Origin of the sequence: Nonomuraea sp. KM90, from assembly GCF_052246675.1 — a bacterium.
Lineage (GTDB): Bacteria > Actinomycetota > Actinomycetes > Streptosporangiales > Streptosporangiaceae > Nonomuraea.
The window spans coordinates 38,022-53,332 of record NZ_JBQQCB010000077.1 but is presented as its reverse complement, the minus strand read 5'-3'; the positions used below and the strand labels follow the sequence as shown (position 1 = coordinate 53,332).

The 15,311-nt window shown below is 68.9% G+C and carries 23 protein-coding genes; 13 read left to right on the top strand and 10 right to left on the bottom strand.

Features of this window, described 5'->3' with window-relative positions; all coding sequences use genetic code 11:
* Nucleotides 1-109: 109 nt before the first annotated feature.
* Nucleotides 110-352: a helix-turn-helix domain-containing protein gene (locus tag ACTWPW_RS43770; RefSeq protein ID WP_443172193.1), complete on the top strand. Its 243-nt coding sequence runs from the start codon at nt 110-112 to the stop codon at nt 350-352.
* Here ACTWPW_RS43770 and ACTWPW_RS43765 read toward each other — a convergent pair.
* On the bottom strand, nt 330-686 hold the full coding sequence (locus ACTWPW_RS43765) for a response regulator (RefSeq protein WP_443172192.1): 357 nt from the start codon (nt 684-686) through the stop codon (nt 330-332). The genes ACTWPW_RS43770 and ACTWPW_RS43765 overlap by 23 nt on opposite strands.
* Nucleotides 687-763: 77 nt before the next feature.
* The gene (locus ACTWPW_RS43760; RefSeq protein ID WP_443172191.1) at nt 764-1,414 is read right to left on the bottom strand and encodes a DUF1345 domain-containing protein; all 651 of its coding nucleotides are present in this window, start codon (nt 1,412-1,414) and stop codon (nt 764-766) included.
* Between the two features lie 360 nt (nt 1,415-1,774).
* Here ACTWPW_RS43760 and ACTWPW_RS43755 point away from each other — a divergent pair, with 360 nt between their 5' ends.
* From ACTWPW_RS43755 to ACTWPW_RS43745, 3 genes are all read left to right on the top strand, one after another.
* The gene (locus ACTWPW_RS43755) at nt 1,775-2,083 is read left to right on the top strand and encodes a hypothetical protein (RefSeq protein ID WP_443172190.1); all 309 of its coding nucleotides are present in this window, start codon (nt 1,775-1,777) and stop codon (nt 2,081-2,083) included.
* 617 nt (nt 2,084-2,700) lie between these two features.
* Nucleotides 2,701-2,826: a hypothetical protein gene (locus ACTWPW_RS43750; RefSeq protein WP_443172189.1), complete on the top strand. Its 126-nt coding sequence runs from the start codon at nt 2,701-2,703 to the stop codon at nt 2,824-2,826.
* Between the two features lie 7 nt (nt 2,827-2,833).
* Nucleotides 2,834-3,295, top strand: a complete 462-nt coding sequence (locus ACTWPW_RS43745; protein ID WP_443172188.1) for a hypothetical protein — start codon at nt 2,834-2,836, stop codon at nt 3,293-3,295.
* Nucleotides 3,296-3,709: 414 nt separating this feature from the next.
* On the opposite strand, the gene ACTWPW_RS43740 is transcribed toward ACTWPW_RS43745, so the two are convergent.
* A complete protein-coding gene (locus tag ACTWPW_RS43740; protein ID WP_443172187.1) occupies nt 3,710-4,279 on the bottom strand; it encodes a dihydrofolate reductase family protein in 570 nt (189 codons plus the stop codon).
* Between the two features lie 399 nt (nt 4,280-4,678).
* Between ACTWPW_RS43740 and ACTWPW_RS43735 the strand changes: the two genes are divergently transcribed.
* The gene (locus ACTWPW_RS43735) at nt 4,679-5,104 is read left to right on the top strand and encodes a hypothetical protein (protein WP_443172186.1); all 426 of its coding nucleotides are present in this window, start codon (nt 4,679-4,681) and stop codon (nt 5,102-5,104) included.
* Between the two features lie 190 nt (nt 5,105-5,294).
* Nucleotides 5,295-5,732 carry an ATP-binding cassette domain-containing protein gene (locus ACTWPW_RS43730; protein WP_443172185.1) on the top strand — a complete coding sequence of 146 codons (438 nt, stop codon included), beginning with the start codon at nt 5,295-5,297 and terminating at the stop codon, nt 5,730-5,732.
* Nucleotides 5,733-5,780: 48 nt separating this feature from the next.
* Here ACTWPW_RS43730 and ACTWPW_RS43725 read toward each other — a convergent pair whose 3' ends face one another.
* On the bottom strand, nt 5,781-6,188 hold the full coding sequence (locus ACTWPW_RS43725) for an NUDIX hydrolase (RefSeq protein WP_443172184.1): 408 nt from the start codon (nt 6,186-6,188) through the stop codon (nt 5,781-5,783).
* Nucleotides 6,189-6,224: 36 nt separating this feature from the next.
* Complete coding sequence (locus ACTWPW_RS43720) at nt 6,225-6,545, bottom strand: STAS domain-containing protein (RefSeq protein WP_443172183.1); 321 nt, start codon at nt 6,543-6,545, stop codon at nt 6,225-6,227.
* A 90-nt stretch (nt 6,546-6,635) separates the two neighbouring features.
* Here ACTWPW_RS43720 and ACTWPW_RS43715 point away from each other — a divergent pair, with 90 nt between their 5' ends.
* Complete coding sequence (locus ACTWPW_RS43715; RefSeq protein WP_443172182.1) at nt 6,636-6,863, top strand: hypothetical protein; 228 nt, start codon at nt 6,636-6,638, stop codon at nt 6,861-6,863.
* Nucleotides 6,864-7,299: 436 nt separating this feature from the next.
* Nucleotides 7,300-7,641 carry a hypothetical protein gene (locus ACTWPW_RS43710; protein ID WP_443172181.1) on the top strand — a complete coding sequence of 114 codons (342 nt, stop codon included), beginning with the start codon at nt 7,300-7,302 and terminating at the stop codon, nt 7,639-7,641.
* Nucleotides 7,642-7,712: 71 nt separating this feature from the next.
* On the opposite strand, the gene ACTWPW_RS43705 is transcribed toward ACTWPW_RS43710, so the two are convergent.
* On the bottom strand, nt 7,713-9,023 hold the full coding sequence (locus ACTWPW_RS43705) for a serine hydrolase domain-containing protein (RefSeq protein ID WP_443172180.1): 1,311 nt from the start codon (nt 9,021-9,023) through the stop codon (nt 7,713-7,715).
* 285 nt (nt 9,024-9,308) lie between these two features.
* Between ACTWPW_RS43705 and ACTWPW_RS43700 the strand changes: the two genes are divergently transcribed.
* Nucleotides 9,309-9,662, top strand: coding sequence for a hypothetical protein (locus tag ACTWPW_RS43700; RefSeq protein WP_443172179.1), 354 nt, complete (start codon nt 9,309-9,311; stop codon nt 9,660-9,662).
* Between the two features lie 141 nt (nt 9,663-9,803).
* Here ACTWPW_RS43700 and ACTWPW_RS43695 read toward each other — a convergent pair whose 3' ends face one another.
* Nucleotides 9,804-10,763 (bottom strand): zinc-binding dehydrogenase, encoded by a 960-nt coding sequence (locus ACTWPW_RS43695; RefSeq protein ID WP_375117852.1) that lies wholly within the window; start codon nt 10,761-10,763, stop codon nt 9,804-9,806.
* Nucleotides 10,760-11,029, bottom strand: a complete 270-nt coding sequence (locus ACTWPW_RS43690; RefSeq protein ID WP_443172178.1) for a hypothetical protein — start codon at nt 11,027-11,029, stop codon at nt 10,760-10,762. The genes ACTWPW_RS43695 and ACTWPW_RS43690 overlap by 4 nt, the downstream gene beginning before the upstream one ends.
* A gap of 72 nt (nt 11,030-11,101) precedes the next feature.
* Here ACTWPW_RS43690 and ACTWPW_RS43685 point away from each other — a divergent pair, with 72 nt between their 5' ends.
* Nucleotides 11,102-11,743, top strand: a complete 642-nt coding sequence (locus ACTWPW_RS43685) for a TetR/AcrR family transcriptional regulator C-terminal domain-containing protein (protein ID WP_443172177.1) — start codon at nt 11,102-11,104, stop codon at nt 11,741-11,743.
* A 75-nt stretch (nt 11,744-11,818) separates the two neighbouring features.
* Here the strand turns inward: ACTWPW_RS43685 and ACTWPW_RS43680 are convergent, their stop codons facing one another.
* Nucleotides 11,819-12,346, bottom strand: coding sequence for a transposase (locus ACTWPW_RS43680; protein WP_443172176.1), 528 nt, complete (start codon nt 12,344-12,346; stop codon nt 11,819-11,821).
* 282 nt (nt 12,347-12,628) lie between these two features.
* Complete coding sequence (locus tag ACTWPW_RS43675) at nt 12,629-13,240, bottom strand: TetR/AcrR family transcriptional regulator (RefSeq protein WP_375117855.1); 612 nt, start codon at nt 13,238-13,240, stop codon at nt 12,629-12,631.
* 144 nt (nt 13,241-13,384) lie between these two features.
* On the opposite strand from ACTWPW_RS43675, the gene ACTWPW_RS43670 reads away from it, so the two are divergent.
* The 3 genes from ACTWPW_RS43670 (at nt 13,385) to ACTWPW_RS43660 (ending at nt 15,164) form a co-directional block, all read left to right on the top strand.
* Nucleotides 13,385-14,119: an SDR family NAD(P)-dependent oxidoreductase gene (locus ACTWPW_RS43670; RefSeq protein ID WP_443172175.1), complete on the top strand. Its 735-nt coding sequence runs from the start codon at nt 13,385-13,387 to the stop codon at nt 14,117-14,119.
* Between the two features lie 32 nt (nt 14,120-14,151).
* Entirely contained in the window at nt 14,152-14,775 is a 624-nt protein-coding gene (locus ACTWPW_RS43665) for an NADPH-dependent F420 reductase (protein ID WP_443172174.1), read from the top strand.
* Between the two features lie 236 nt (nt 14,776-15,011).
* Nucleotides 15,012-15,164: an LLM class flavin-dependent oxidoreductase gene (locus ACTWPW_RS43660; protein WP_375117857.1), complete on the top strand. Its 153-nt coding sequence runs from the start codon at nt 15,012-15,014 to the stop codon at nt 15,162-15,164.
* The last annotated feature ends 147 nt before the right edge of the window (nt 15,165-15,311 follow it).

Sequence of the window (15,311 nt, the reverse complement as noted above, 5' to 3'; positions counted from 1 at the left end):
CAGCCCCGAGATGGCTGCCAGCCGCCGGTTGATCGTCGTGGCGGCGTACTGATCCATCCGACGGCCCGACAAGGTGACCACGTTCGGGCCGCCGCGACGCCCGGGAACCTTGGCCTCGCGACAGGCGCGGCGCCGCAACGACCCGCTGGACGTGCTCAGCACGCGCGAGCGCGAGGTGTTGTCGCTGATGGCCGAGGGCCGCTCGAACGCCGGCATCGCCCGCCGGTTGTGGGTGACCGAGGGCACGGTGGAGAAGCACGTACGCAGCATTCTCACCAAGCTCGGCCTGACCGAGGCCGACGACGACCACCGCCGGGTGCTGGCCGTGCTCACCTTCCTCGATGCCCGCTGAGCAGCTCGCGGATCGCCGGCCCCGACAGCCGCGCCTTCGGCAGGAACCCGACCGCCTGGCTCGCCTCCACCAGCTGGGCGAAGTCGTCGGCGTCCTGGGTCGAGATCATGATGACCGGGACGGCTTCCAGGCGGCCGGCCACGTCGAAGCCGCTCTCCTCGCCCAGCCCGACGTCGACCAGCGCGACGTCGGGCCGCAGCGCCGAGGCCAGCTCCAACGCCTGGCCTCCGGTCTCGGCCGTCCCGACGACCCGGACGCCCTGCAACTCCAGCAGCCGGCTCGCGGCCTCCACGAACCGCCGGCTGTCATCGACGATCAGGCAGCGCAACTCCACCTCCCCAGGCTCCCACCCCGGCAGGGCGCGGGGCATTCCCGCTAGCTGGAACCCTCTCGTGCGTACCGCCGGCGCGGTCATCGGCCCAGGCCCGCGACGAGGTTGATGGTCAGGGCCACGATGACCGTCCCGAACAGGTACGACAGCAGGGCCTGGCGCAGCACCGTCGAGCGGAACGCGGAGGTGCGCAACTCGGTGTCGGAGACCTGGAACGTCATCCCGACGGTGAAGGCCAGATAGGCGAAGTCGGTGAAGCGCGGCTGGGCCCCGCTGGGGTCGCCGGTGTGGAAGTCGATGCCCTCGCCGCCCGAGGAGTAGTACATCAGCGCGTACCGCAGCCTGAAGATCGTGTGCACGACCGCCCACGACGCCACGACGCTGGCGACGCCAAGGCCCACGACCAAGGCTTCCCCGGTTCCGGCGATCATGATCATGTAGCCCACCGCCGCCAGGCTGGCCACCGCCGCGACGACCACGGCCACGTCCGCACCCGCGCGCGTGGGATCCTCCCGGTCCACGTCGGCGGCCGTCTGCGGGCCGTCGAGCCAGGCGATCCGCGCCCAGGTGACCGCCAGGAACACCACGGCCGCCGCATCCCAGCCGATCAACGGCACGTACGGCAACGGCACCACCGCCGCGGCCATAGCCACGGCCAGGAGCCCGCCCGCGGCAGCGGTCAGCGCGGCCCGCCGTACCGAGGCTCCGAGCATCTCGGACACCCGCGTCATCAGAATCGCCCCTATCCTCTGTTCTCGTGCTTCCAGCCTCGCCGCGAACGGGCCGGCGGGCATCGCGGCCAGCGCCCGTCCGGGGATGCGGCCAGCGGTAAGCCGCCACTACCTGCTAGCCGCCAGGGCTCCGGCGGCGCGGGACGGTCCGCGCCGATCGGTGCGCGGATTACCTGATAACCCTTGAGTTCCATTGGGCTTTTTCGGCCTCTCTAGCCCCAGGACCTGGGCGTTTTTGGTTGAAGCTCCGGCTTCTGCAGACGTTGATGAGATTTCGGGGATTCTGAGGATCTGTCGTCCCTGGTCGTTCGTCTTCCTATGAGGGTGAAGGCGAGGCGGCCGGAGTTGGCGGTGGCCGTGGTGAAGGATCTGCGTGTGGCGCGTGCCCTGGCCACTGTGGAGGACCTGGAGGCGCTGGAGACCGACGTGCTGGCCGGGTTCGTGCTGGCCCGGGCGGCGGCGGGGCTGTCGGACGGGACGATCTCCTCCGACATGGTGCATCTGGAGCAGGTGCGGGCCTGGTTCGGCCGGCCGCTGTGGGAGATGGAACCGGCCGACGCCGATACGTACTTCGGCAAGGTGCTACGCGCCACCGCCAAGGGCACCCGGCCGGCCGGGGCCCCGGCTATCAAAACGTTCTTCCCGGCCCAAGCCACCCCCACTGCCTGAGGTCCGACGTGGTGTTCGATTCGCCGTCCGGCGCGCTCTGGTCATCGTGTTGTCCCAGCATACCTGCCTCGACGTCGTCTACTACTCGGAGGTGTGGCCCCCGCGCTGCGCGCGCTGGGCATCACCGTCGAGCGGACCCTCGAGGTGCTCCAGGAGATGGGGGCGTTCGGCGATGACCGGCCGCCGGCCTTTGACGGGTGGCTGGAAGCCAAGCTCGGAGGACTCGCCCCAGGCATCCGAGACGACGTCGAGGCCTGGGCCCGGGGCTCTGCGCGACGCCGCCCCCCGGATCAAGCCCCGCAACATCAAGTCGGTCTGGATCCAGGTGAACCGGCTGCGTCCCACGCTGCTGCACTGGTCGGACCGATACGAACACGTGCGGGAAGTCACTCGGGAGGACCTCACTTCGATCCTCGACGGGATGCAGGGATTTCACCGCTCGAACTTCCTGGTTGCGGCCCGATCGCTGTTCGCGTTCTGCCGCAAACGGCGCAGCATCCTCCGCAACCCGACCCGCGGCATCCGCATCGGCCAGCATCCTTACGGGCTCGTCCAGCGGCTCGACCAGGACGACATCGACCGGGCGATTCGCTGCGCCACCGGTTCCGTCGGCACCAGTGGATCAGCTCGTCGAACTGCTGGCCGGGGCCGCCGTCAGCCTCCTGGTGACCAGGATGGACGACCTCTTCGCGCTGTTCGCCCGCAGCGCGCAACCCGCACAGGAGAACCGATGGGAAACATGATCACCTTTTGGTCGGACTGCTCGTCGCGGCCGACCTGCTGCTCACGTTCGGTGTCGTACGCCGGATGAGCGAGCACACCGCCGTGCTGCCCGACCTGCGCGCCAAGGCACAAGGGGCGAACGTACTCGGCGGCGAGATCGCGCTCGCCGCCGGCTCGCCCATCGCGGCGTTCGAGGCGACGACGACGGACGGTCAGTCGGTCACTCTCGCGGAGCTGGGTGACCACGCCCTGGTGGGCTTCTTCTCCCCGCCCTGCGGTCTTCGCAAGGAGCGCCTGCCCGACTTCTTGCAGTATGCCGCTGGCCGCCAGGAAGGCAGCGGCTCCGTGCTGGCGGTGGTGGCTGGTACCGCCGACGAGACGGGCGAGTTGGCCGAGCCGCTCCGGCAGGTGGCCTCCGTCGTGGTCGAGCCCGACCACGGACCGCTCCAGCACGCGTTCGCGGTGACAGGCTTCCCGGCCGCCCGCTGATCTCGCGGTCGTGTCGATACGTACGGGGGGACAGGCGCTGGCGTTCGTCTGGCGAGCCGCGCCCGGCCCCATAACCGCCTACCTCCTGCTCTCCGTCCTGGGCGGTCTCGCCCCGGTGGCGATCGTGTGGCTGACCAAGCTGGTGATCGACCTGCTCGCCTCCGGTGTCACCGGCTGGTCCGAGTCGTTGACGCCGGCCGCGGCCCTTGCTGCCGTCGGCGTCGCCTCGTTCCTGCCTCACGCGGCCCGCTACCTGCGGGCGGAGACCGAGCGGAGGGTGTACCTCAACGCTACTGTCACGTCAGGCAACGTTTGCCCTGTCCGCTACCGGCACCTCGAGGCGATGTCCCCCGTCGATATGTCCGCGCGTTCGGGGGCACGGCCAGCGCGGCCAACATGCCAGAATAAATCACGTCAAGCCGTAACTCGCGTGGGCCGGTATCGCAGGGCGACCGCCCCCGACCGGAACTCACGGCGGTCCACGGGCTCAAGCTGGATGCGCTCGCGCAGACCGGCGAGCAACGTCGGCCCGTGTCCGGCAAGGACCGGCTGCACAAGGAACTCGTACTCGTCGATCAGTCCCAGATCTGCCAACGCCAGGGGGAGCGTCACGCCACCCACCCACAGGCCCTCGCCTGACTCCTGCTTGAGCCGCTGAACCGCTTGCCCCAAGTCGCCTCGCAGCAGCTCGGCATTCCAATCGACCCCGCTCAGCGTGCTCGACACGACGTACTTCTTCGCCCGGTCGATGGTCTCGGCGAACGGGATCTGCCACTCATCCATCCAGTCAGGCCACGTGTCCGTGGCAGGCTTCCGCCACGCCGACTCCATCATCTCGTAGGTCACCCGGCCGAATAGCAGGGCATCGGCTCGCTCCATCTCAGCGGTCCAGTAGCGCATCGACTCCTCGTCCGGGGGGAGCCCTGCCTCGTGATGGCAGCAGCCGTCGAGCGTGACGTTGATCGAGTATCGAAGTGGTCTCATCTTGTTGCTCTCCCTTGATGCGCGCAGCGCGTTTTCACCGGACGTCTACTTAGACGACTGTCGGCGCCATTTCTCATCGGCGCCCGATCCCACCTACTCAACACCGTCGTGATGCGAACCAGACCGCAGACCGAGCGCGCGACCAATTCGGCGCTCGGGGCGTTCAGATTCGCAACGGGACGGCGCCCATAACGCTCGACTTCGATGCACGGTGCCACGTCACCTACCGTCGGCTCAGGGTCAACGACGAACGTCGCAAACGTTGCCTGACGCGGCACTACGCCTAGCCTGTACGCCGCCGGTGACCGCTTCGTCGGGCTGCCGCGTTTCGAGGACCCTCGCTTTCTCGACCGCATCCAGCACGCCCGGTCGAGCGGAGCGAGCGGTCCCGGGGCCGTCGTGGACAGCGGCCTGGGCATCGTCCAGGCGGCGCTCACGGTAGCCGGCTTCGCCGGCACGCTGGTGCTCCTCGGTCCATGGATGGCAGTGACCGTGCTGCTCGCCGCGGTGCCTCCGCTGCTCGCCGAACTCGCGTTCAGCCGGCGGCGGGCGGAGATGGTAGCGCGGACCGGGCAGGCGACCAGGCGGGAGGTCTTCTATTCCGACTTGCTGACCAACGGCCAGGTGGTCAAGGAACTGCGCCTGTACGGCGCCGGGCCGTACCTGTGGCGGTGGATGGCCGGCGAGATCCGTACGATCCAGACGGCGAGCCGTCGCATCAACCGGCGGGAGGGGCCGTCCAGGGCGGGCTCGCGGTCCTCGGCGCCGTCGTGGCCGGCGGCCTGCTTCTGTGGGCGGCGCGCTCTGCCGCGTCGGGCCTGCTGAGCGTCGGCGACGTCGCGCTGGTGGTCGCCGCCATCGGGGCGGTGCAGGGCTCGCTGGCCACGATCGTCTCGCACGTCGTGTCCGCGCACCAGGCGCTGCTGCTCTTCGAGCACTACCTGGCCGTGGTCGGCTCCGCCCCTGACCTGCCGCTGCCTCCTCTGCCAGCGCCGACGCCCCCGTTGCGGAAGGGGTGGAGTTCCGGGACGTGTGGTTCCGCTACGGCGACGACCAGCCGTGGAACCTGCGCGGCGCGAACATCGTGCTGCCGGTCGGGCGCCCCACCGCGCTGGTTGGGCTCAACGGCGCGGGCAAGACGACCCCCTGGTCAAACTGCTCTGCCGGTTCTACGACCCGACGCGGGAGGCGAACCTGCGGGACGGCGTCGACCTGCGGGAGCCCGAACGAGCTGCGGCACCGGATCCGCGCCGTCTTCCAGGACGCCACCAGCTACGACCTCACGGCCAGGGAGAACATCGCCCTCGACGACATGGAGCGCGTCGAGGGGGCGGCCCGCCGCGCCGCGATCCACGAGGTCGTCGCTGGCCTGCGACCGATCCTGCCGCGACAGCCAAGGGGGGCGGGTGGAGACACTGTTGGCGAAGTAGATCAAACAGAGGCGACCCCGTGATCGCCTACGTGATCACGGGGCGTTCATGTTGGAAGGTGATTGGGTGGGTCAACATTTTGGCTCGTCAAGAACGAGGGCTCCCGTCTGGATGAGCAGGGGAAGCACCTGGTTACGAACCGCTGGGGCCAAGCGAGGTCCATAACTGTCACGCCCATCGGTCCATCCCAGAGCGGCAAGCTCCGCGGCGGCCTTCGGACGTCCGGCCAGTCTGGCCGTGAAGACCGTCATGCGCATCGGCACGCCCTCAATCGCTGCCATGTCCTCGACCTGGCCGAGCAGGTCCATATCGCGCGGCGCGACCCCGAGTTCCTCGTTCAGTTCCCGAACCAGGGTCTCCCGCGGGCTCTCCCCGGCTTCAGGCTTTCCTCCGGGTAGGTAAAACACCTCCGGCGCCACCTTCTTGCTTACGACGAGCAAGCGCCCCTGATGGGTGACGGCCGCCGCCACCACGTTCATTACACGGTCACCAAACACGCCTGCCAGCATTCCAGATCAGGCGAACCCGGCTGCAGCGGAGAAGATTCTCTTGTCTCCTACCTCGAGCACGCGGGCGGGGACGCCATAGGCCGCGGCGAGATGCCGGCTCGCGCCCTCGGCGAGGCAGGTTCGATGGCAGTCCAGCAGGATGTGCAGGCCGGAGCTGTCCATGAAGGACAGTTCGGCCAGGTCGGCGACCACGTGATCACCGGGGCGGCGGGCCTGTTTCAGGTAGGCGGTCAGCTCGCCGCTGTTGGTGCGGTCAAGCTCGCCGGCCAGCGCGAGCACGCACACGCCGGGCAGGTACTGGTGATGCAGCAGGAACGCCGGGGTCATCGCGCGGGATCGCTGCGGCGGGACGGGCTGCCACGGGAGAAGCTCCGGCGCACCGCACGCGCACGCGGACGGATCTGGCGGGCGTGGGGCTTGCTGCAGGACATCACCGTCGGGTACGGCTACCAGCCCGGCCAGGCCGTCGCCGGCGTGCTGGCCCTGCTTCTGGCCGGCACCCTCCTGTCCACCCACGCCACCTGCGGACCCACAGCGGGCCTGTGCCCGATCAAGGCCGACGGGCATCCGGCCTGGGACCCCTTCATATACTGCCTGGACCTGCTCATCCCGCTGATGAGTCTGGGACATGACACTGCTTGTTGACCCTGTCGGGCCGGCGAAGATCGCCACACTGGTGCTCACGGTCGCGGGCTGGGTCCTCGCCACCACGATCGGCGCCGCAGCGGCACGTGTTTCCGGGTTATCTGGCAACTCGGCGGATGATGGGGGCGTACCGAATGGATCCAGTCATCGCCGAGCAACTCGGCCGTGCCCACCCGCTCGCCCGCCATCTCGACGACTTCCTCACCGACCTGGCCAACGCCGGCGCCTCCGCCCACACCCGGCGCGCCTACCGCGGCAACCTGATTGCCTTCGCCGCCCACCACGGGGAGGACATCGCCGAGCTGACCGCGCCCCCGTCCGGGCGTTCCTGGCCGAGCTCACCGAGCTGTCGCCGGCCAGCCGCAAGCGCAAGCGCGCCACCGTCGCCTCCTTCGCCAAGTGGGGCGTCCGCCACGAACTGCTGGCCGCCAACCCGATGGACCGGATCGACACCGTCAAGGCCGTCAAGGACCTCGACCTGCGCCTGGACGATGAACACGTCCGCATCCACGGCAAGGGCGGCGGCGTGCGCACCGTTCTGCTGGACGACCGCGGCTACGTCGCCCTGCTCAAGCTCTACCTGGCCCGCGCCGGCTACACCGCCGGGCCGCTGTTTCGCGCCTCGATCAACGGCCGGTGCGGGCCGCTGTCCTACGACGCCGCCGTCTCGGCCACGCTTCTGCTGAGACGACGCAACTGTACGCGCTGCTGGACGACAAGGTCGCCGACGCCGAGATCCGCGCCGCCCGCCCGCGACCGCGACTGGGCAGCGCGTTGAAAACCTTCACAGCCAAGAGAGACTTCACTCGCCGGATTCACCGTGGCCTTGGAGTTCGGGGCCCGTGACCATCAGGCGATCCGGTAGGCGGCGGCGCCGTTGTGCAGGAAGCGGGCGCGGCCGTGCCCGTCGGAGCCGACCAGGGACAGGACCTGGTGGCCGCCGGACTTCGGTTCGACGGTGATGACCGAGCTGTCGTTGAGACGGACCACCTCGACCCGGTTCTCGGACCCGCCGAGCAAGGACTCGGCGATCTCGTTGCGTGGGCGGTAGGTGAGGATCGCGCGGTCGTGCTCGCTGGTGAGGGTGATGTCGTACAGGGTGGAGCGGTAGGTGCCGCACATGCGGTCCGCGTCGATCCCTGTCGGGTTCAAGGGCGGCACGGGTAGTGGCGCCGTCTCGACGCCGGCAAGGTCCCTGAGCGCCGCACCGAAGATCTCGTAGGCCAATGGCGCACCACCCGTGCTGTTGGTCAGCACGGCCACCGCCACACCCGCCGATGGCACGACGCGAAGCCATGCCTTCTGACCCTTGGAGACACCGGTATGGCCGACGACGCCGTCCTGGTAGAGCATCCAGCCAAGTCCCCAGCCGATGACACCGCCACCGAAGTCCGGGACGGATTCAACCTGGGGTTCGCGCAGTGCCGCCAGCGCAGGGTCGGTGAGGTGCAGGAGGACGAACTCCAGCAGGTCGCGCGCGCTGATCGCGAGGTGCGAGCCGCTGGGCGCGCAGTAGTAGCGGACCGCCCACTCCTTCGCCGGAACGACCTCTCCGCCGGTCTGGATGTGGCCGACCGCGGCACGGTGCAGGATCGCCTCGTAGGTGTCGGTAGCGGCGGTGTGCAGGCCCAGTGGTATCACCAGGCGTTCGCGGAGCACGTCGTGGAAGGGCTTGCCGCGCAACACCTCCACCAGCCTGCCGAGCACCACGTATCCGCTGTTGGAGTAGGAGAAGACGGTGCCCGGCGGGAGGAGCTGGTCCGCCTCGGCGAGGGTGGCGACGAACTTCTCGATCGCGTCGTCGTTGCGACCGGTGTCGGTGAAGTGGTTGCCGTCGATACCGCCGGTGTGGGTGAGCAGGTGGCGGGCGGTCAGGAAGGCGGTGGCAGCTGGGTCGCTCAACCGAAAGCCGGGCAGGTAGTCGCGGACAGGACGGTCGAGATCCAGCACACCGTCGTCGACCAGTTGCTGGATCAGCGTGGCCGTCCAGATCTTGGTGATCGAGCCGATCTTGAACACCGAGTCGGTCGTGGCCTCGACCCGGGTGCGCAGACTCAGCACGCCCGCAGCCTCGTCCCGGATCTCCCCGTTGGCCAGCACGGCAACCTGTGCGCCCGGTACGTCATACTTCGCGACAAGCTCGCCCAGATCCCATCCCACCCCGACAGGTTAGTGGCCGGCCTCCACCTGACCCGGGACGGGTGCCACCCTGGACGGACAGCCGCTCGATGCCGCTACGGTCGCACGCGACAGAGCGCTGATCGTCCGACCGCCTGGCCGTTATCCTCGCGTTTCCGAGATTAGTGCAATCTCGGAAATACACTCCCAGATGTGAGTTTCGAGATTATGCGCTCCGAACTCTCATAGGCGTCCGGATTCACTTCCGAGATTACGAGGCGCCGTGCGGGCCCGGCCGAGGCCGCCAACGTCGCCAAGGTACTGGTGGTGATCTGCTCGCGGAGGCCGCGCGAGGAGGCGCCGCTGGACCGGCTGCGCGACCGGGTGCTGTTCGAGACCGCCTACGTGTGCGGCGCCCGCTCCCCCGAGGTCTGCGGCCTGTACGTCGAGGACCTGGATCTGCGCCTGGACGACGAACACACGCGGATCTGCGGCAAGGGCAGCAGCGTGCGCACCGTACTACTGGACGACCGCGGCTACGTCGCACCGCTCAAGCTGTATCTGGCCCGCGCCGGCGGGGCACGATGGACCGTCGCGCCGATCCGCGGCCTCATCGCTGTTGCGGCAGTCGAGCCGCTGGCTGTCACCAGCCGCTGGGACATGCTGGGGGTCGCAATGTGATCGCCTCGTGGGGCCCGGATCGTGGCCTGCGGCCGCTGGGGCTGGCACCGCCGCTCGAGACGGTTCCGTCGACGTCGTGGGTGGCGACGGCGACGGAACGCCGACCGGTGACCATGCTGGTGTGTCGTGGGCGCGGGCCGGTCATGGCACCACGACAAGCCGCCTGCCCTTGAGGTCGGTTCGCTGCCAGGCGGTCTCGATGTCGCTCAGCGGGACCTTCTCCACGTCGAAGGCGAGCTCGCCGGACCGCGTCCACGTCACGACCTGCTGGTACACCTCGTCCATGGTCTGCGGGTCGAGGCCCTTGGCCGCGCCGTAGATCTCCACGCCGGAGGTGCGCAGGCTCGATGCGGCGAGCGCAAGCTCGGTGCCGGCTGACTCGCCGACCTGGACCACCCGGGTCGGCTTGCCGAACGCGAACGACCGCGGCACCAGGGCGCGCAGCAGGATCTCGCTGGGCCTGCCCCACAGGTAGTCCACGACGACGTCGTAGCCGTCCCCCCTGGCGTCGAGGTACGCCTGCGCCAGCGCCTCGTCGGAGACCGCGGTGTTGATCAGCGTGTCGGCTCCGATGGCCCGCACCGCGCGCAACTGGTTGTCGTCGCGGCCGGTGGCCACGATCCGGCCGGCGCCCAGCAGCCGGGCCACCTTGACCGCGAGCCGCCCGGCGACCCCGGTGGCGCCCTGCACCAGCACCGTCTGGCCGGGAACGAACCCCGCGGCCGTCTTCATCGACATCGCGGTGACGGCCGAGGCCATCACCGCTACCACGGCCGGGTCGATGCCATCGGGGATCGGCATGTAGGAGCCCTGGGGCACCACGGCCTTCTCGGCGAGCGCGCCGTAGGGCAGGCGGATGTTGCCGAACCCGACGAGCGTGCCGTCCGGGAGGGCGCCGATGCCGTCGAAGGCAGGGATCACCGGAAGCCGGCCGATGTACTTCTCACTGGCGTAGTGCGCACCGGATGCGATCGCCTTGTCGACGTTCTCGACGGCGACTGCCTTGACATCGATGATCATCTCGCCGTCGTCGGCCACCGGATCGGGGAAGTCCTCATAGCGCGGGATGCCGCCGACCTCGTGGAGCACCGCTGCCTTCATCCCAGCTCCTGACCGAACAAGCGGGCGATCCGCGTCTGCCACGCCGCCAGCACGCGAGGCGGACGGGCCGCAGAGTGGTTGAACCCGTGGTGGTGCGAACGATGGTGCGTGAGCGGGTGCCGCCACCCACGGCCGTGGCGGCGCCACCCATGGCCGTGGCGGGCCTGGCCCTGGTGCCCGGCCGGCCGCTCGGTGTGCGCGGGAACCCCCGGAATGTGATGGGCCGCCCAGTGCAGCAGGTCGCGAAGCGAGTGCTGGTGTCTCATCGTTTCCTCCTCCGGCACGTAATTCTCTATCACCGATAGAGGACTCTATCACTGATAGAGTCCGGAAGGGAGGTGCCGGAGTTGGCTCTGGACAAACAGCGGATCGTCACCGAGGCCGTCGCGCTACTGGACGCCGAAGGTCTCGACGGCGTGACCACGCGCAAACTGGCCGCCCGGCTCGGCGTACAGTCGCCGACCCTTTACTGGCACATCCCGAACAAGGCAGCGCTGGTCACCGCGATCGCCGAGGCGATTCTTGAGCAGCAGTTCCCCGAACTGGCGTCGCCCGCGCCGTCGGAACGCTGGCAGGACTGGCTGATCGGCCTGGCCGGGCGGCTGCGGAACGCGTTGCTGGCCCACCCGGACGGAGCCCGGATCATCGCGGCCTCCCAGCTGTCCCTCAAGATGGCCGCCATCTCCGAACTGGCGATGAGCACACTGGTCGGGCGGGACATTCCCCTGCGGCAGGCTCGCCTGATCGTGTTGACAGTGTTGCGCTTCACCGTCGGCTACGTCCTGGAGGAACAGGCCGGCCGCCCCGACGCGGACGCCCTGGGCGGCTTCGACATGGCCGCGTACGCCACGGCGTACCCCACCGTGATGGCCGGCGTGACAGAGTACTTCCAGGATGGCCGCACCGTCGACGATCTCTTCCGCGACTGCCTGGAACAGATCATCCATGGTCCTGCGGCGCAGTCCGGCCCCACGTCCTGACCAGTCAGCCGCTCCGCAGGCGAGTGAATCGCCTGCTCCGCAGGCGAGTGAATCGCCCCGATGCTCCTATGGTTGTCAAGTGGGTGCTGGGAGATCGTTGTTCGTACAACGGATGATCTCTTTCTTGGACTTGCCTTCAGTGGTGCGGCGGGTGGCGTATGCGCGGGTACGCGGGCACCAGGCCATGCGGGCGAGCGCGATGAGATAGAGGGCGCGGTTGACTTGCCGATCACCTCCGCGCGATAGCCGGTAGCGAACGGTTTTGCCGCTGGAGGCGGGGATCGGGGCGGCTCCGCACAGGGCGGCGAAGGCCGCTGGGAAGGTTAGCCTGTCGGGGTTGTCGCCACAGGTGATCAGCAGTTGGGCCGCGGTCTCAGGCCCGACTCCGTGCACCCCGAGCAGGTCTGGACGGGCTTGGCGGATCAAGGCCTTGAGATGAACGTCGAGGTCTTCGATCTCAGAGGTCAGAGCTTGCTGCTGGACGCAGTCGTGCGCACGTGGTGGCGAGCATCTCGGCCGACAGGCCCCGAGCTCGTTGACGCAAGCAGTGCGGGCCTTCACCGCACCGGAGCGTGCCAGGTGCACGGCGCGGATCGACTCCACAATCCCGTCGCCGCCTTTGGGCAGCGCGCGAGCGCGGCCGGACAGAACCGCATCGGCAGCCTCTGCGTGCCCTTGCCGGCCTGTGCGAAGCCAGCGAGCTACGGGGCACTGCTCTGGCGGCTACTCCGGCAGGTGATACAGCCATCGCCGATCCGCTCATCACGCCTATCCACGTGCCCGACCGTTTCCTGGCCGGCTGGCCGGGCGGGGGCACAGCGTTGGAGGGGCGCGTGGCCGAGTGGCCGGCGCGCAGCGCGTCCAGCCCGGCCGCGAAGTGCCAGGTTAACTTGACGCTTCTTCCCGTCGCCGGTCATCGCCGGCTGTGGCGGGGATGGCGTTGTCGATGAGGACCGCGGCGATGGCGGCGGCGGCGGGGAAGGCGTCGGCGTTGAGGACCCGGGTACGGGCCGCGGCGCCGTCGATGAGCAGCGCGAGCTGCTCGCCGAGCTGTTCAGGGTCGGCGGCGCCGGCTTCGCGGGCGGTGTCGGCGAGCCGCGCGGCGACGGCTTTCTTGTAGTCGCGCGCGTACTGGGATGCGGGGTGCTGGGGGTCGTGGAGTTCGACGGCGGCGCCGATGTAGGGGCACAGGGGGGTGGTGGGAGGGACGTCGAAGGCGGCGAGGAGCCGTTCGCGGGGCGTGAGGTCGGTGCGGTCGAACACGCCGGACAGAACGGAGGGGTCGAACCGGCGCAGGTACTCGGCGACGAGTTCGTCCTTGCCGGTGAAGTGCTGGTAGGCCGTGCGCTTGGACACCTGGGCCGCCGCGCAAAGCTGGTCCATGCCGGTGCGGTTGATGCCCTGCTCGCGGAACAGCTGCTGGGACGCGCTGAGGATGCGCTCGCGGGCGCCCCGGCCGCGGCGGCGGCCCTGGGGACCCTTCTCCAACTCCGACATGGGTCCATGGTACCCGAGCTTGGTAACGATCGGTGTACATAGTTTGCGTCCCGGCCGGGCGCCCCGTACCGTAAGCACACAGATCGGTGTACATAACTCCGTCATCCCAGGTGCACACGGCACCACCGACCCAAAGGAGCGACTATGGGAAAGCTTGACGGCAAGGTAGCGGTCATCACCGGCGGCACCACCGGCATGGCGCTGGCCGGCGCGAAGCTGTTCGTCGACGAGGGAGCGCACGTCTTCATCACCGGCCGCCGCCAGGACGCCCTGGACGAGGCCGTGAAGCAGATCGGCCGCAACGTCACCGGCGTCCAGGGCGACGCCGCCGACCTGGACGACCTGGACCGCCTGTACGACACCGTCAAGCGGGAGAAGGGCAGCCTCGACGTGCTGTGGGCCAGCGCAGGCGGGGGCGAGCCCGCCCCGCTCGGCGAGATCACCGAGGCCCAGTTCGACACCTGGTTCGGGCTCAACGCCCGCGGCACCCTGTTCACCGTCCAGAAGGCCCTCCCGCTCTTCAACGACGGCGGCTCCATCCTCATGACCGGCTCCAACGCCTCCCTCGGCGCCTTCCCCGGCTGGAGCGTCTACGCCGGCAGCAAGGCCGTCCAGCAGGCCTGGGCCCGCGTCTGGCTCAACGAGCTCAAGGACCGCCGCATCCGCGTCAACGTCCTGACCCCCGGCCAGGTCGCCACCGCCAAGCAGGAAGAACTCTTCGACGAGGCCACCAAGCGCCAGTTCGAGTCCCTCATCCCCCGAGGCGAGATGGGCCGTCCCGACGAGATCGCCGCCGCCGCCCTCTTCCTCGCCTCCGACGACTCCAGCTACGTCAACGGCATGGAACTCGTCGCCGACGGCGGTACCACCGCCATCTGAACCGAACAACCACCACCAGGGCAGGACATCTCATGAGCAACATCAGCATCATCGGCACCGGGAACATGGCCCGCACCATCGGCGCGCGGGCGGTAGCGGGCGGCAACACCGTCGAGGTCATGGGCCGCGATCAGTCCAAGGCCGCCGACCTGGCCAAGGCTCTCGGCGGCGGCGCCACGACGGGAGAATGGGGCACCACCCCGGCCGGGGACATCGTCATCGTGGCCCTGTTGTACGACGGCGTCGTACCGGTCGTCGCCCAGTACGGAGACGCTCTCGCGGGCAAGGTCATCGTCGACATCAGCAATCCCTTCAATTCCACGTTCGACGGACTGGCCCACCGCGAGAAGACCTCGATCGCGCAGGAAGCCGCCAAGGCGGCCCCGGCCAGCGCCAGCGTGGTGAAGGCGTTCAACACCATCTTCCGTCATGTCCTGGAGAAGGGTCGGCCCGACGTCTTCATCGCTGGCGATAATGCGCAGGCCAAGGCACGTGTGGAGGCATTCATCGAGAGCCTCGGGCTGCGCCCGCTGGACGTCGGCGGCCTGAAAATGGCGCACTGGCTGGAAGGAGCCGGCGTGGTCACGGTGGGCCTCGCCAACCACGGGGTGGGGAACTCGGACTTCGCCCTCAGCATCACCGAACTTCCCGTCTGAGCAAACGGTTGACGGATCACCGAAAGGACTCACCAATGAAGCTTGGTTTCACACTTCCCATAGTCGGGTTACCAGCAGCGCCGCCGGCCTGAGCGCGGTCTGCCGCGGGATCGAGGACCTTGGCTACGGCACGCTGTGGGTCGGCGATCACCTGGTCCAGCCGGTCGATATGCATGGCATCTATCCGGGCAAAGAGCAGCCGTACCCGCCGTAGATGAAAGCGTTACCTCGACCCGGTGCTGCTGTGGACCGTCGCCGCGACGGCGACCAGCCGGGTGCGGCTGAATGCCAGCACGCTCTGCACCTTCTCCTACGAGCCGCCGCACCTGGCCCGGATGCTGACCACGCTCGACGTGCTCAGCGACGGCCGGCTCGAGGTCTGCGCGTAACGCAGGCGATATCGGAGGACTGCCGACCGGCATCGACCTCACGACCAGCTTCGAGCCGTTGCCATCGAGGAAGGCGGCCTCCTCGGTGGAGGGGTGCTCGCGACCGACCTCGGCCTTGTCCACGTAGCCCTTGGCCACGACGTCGGT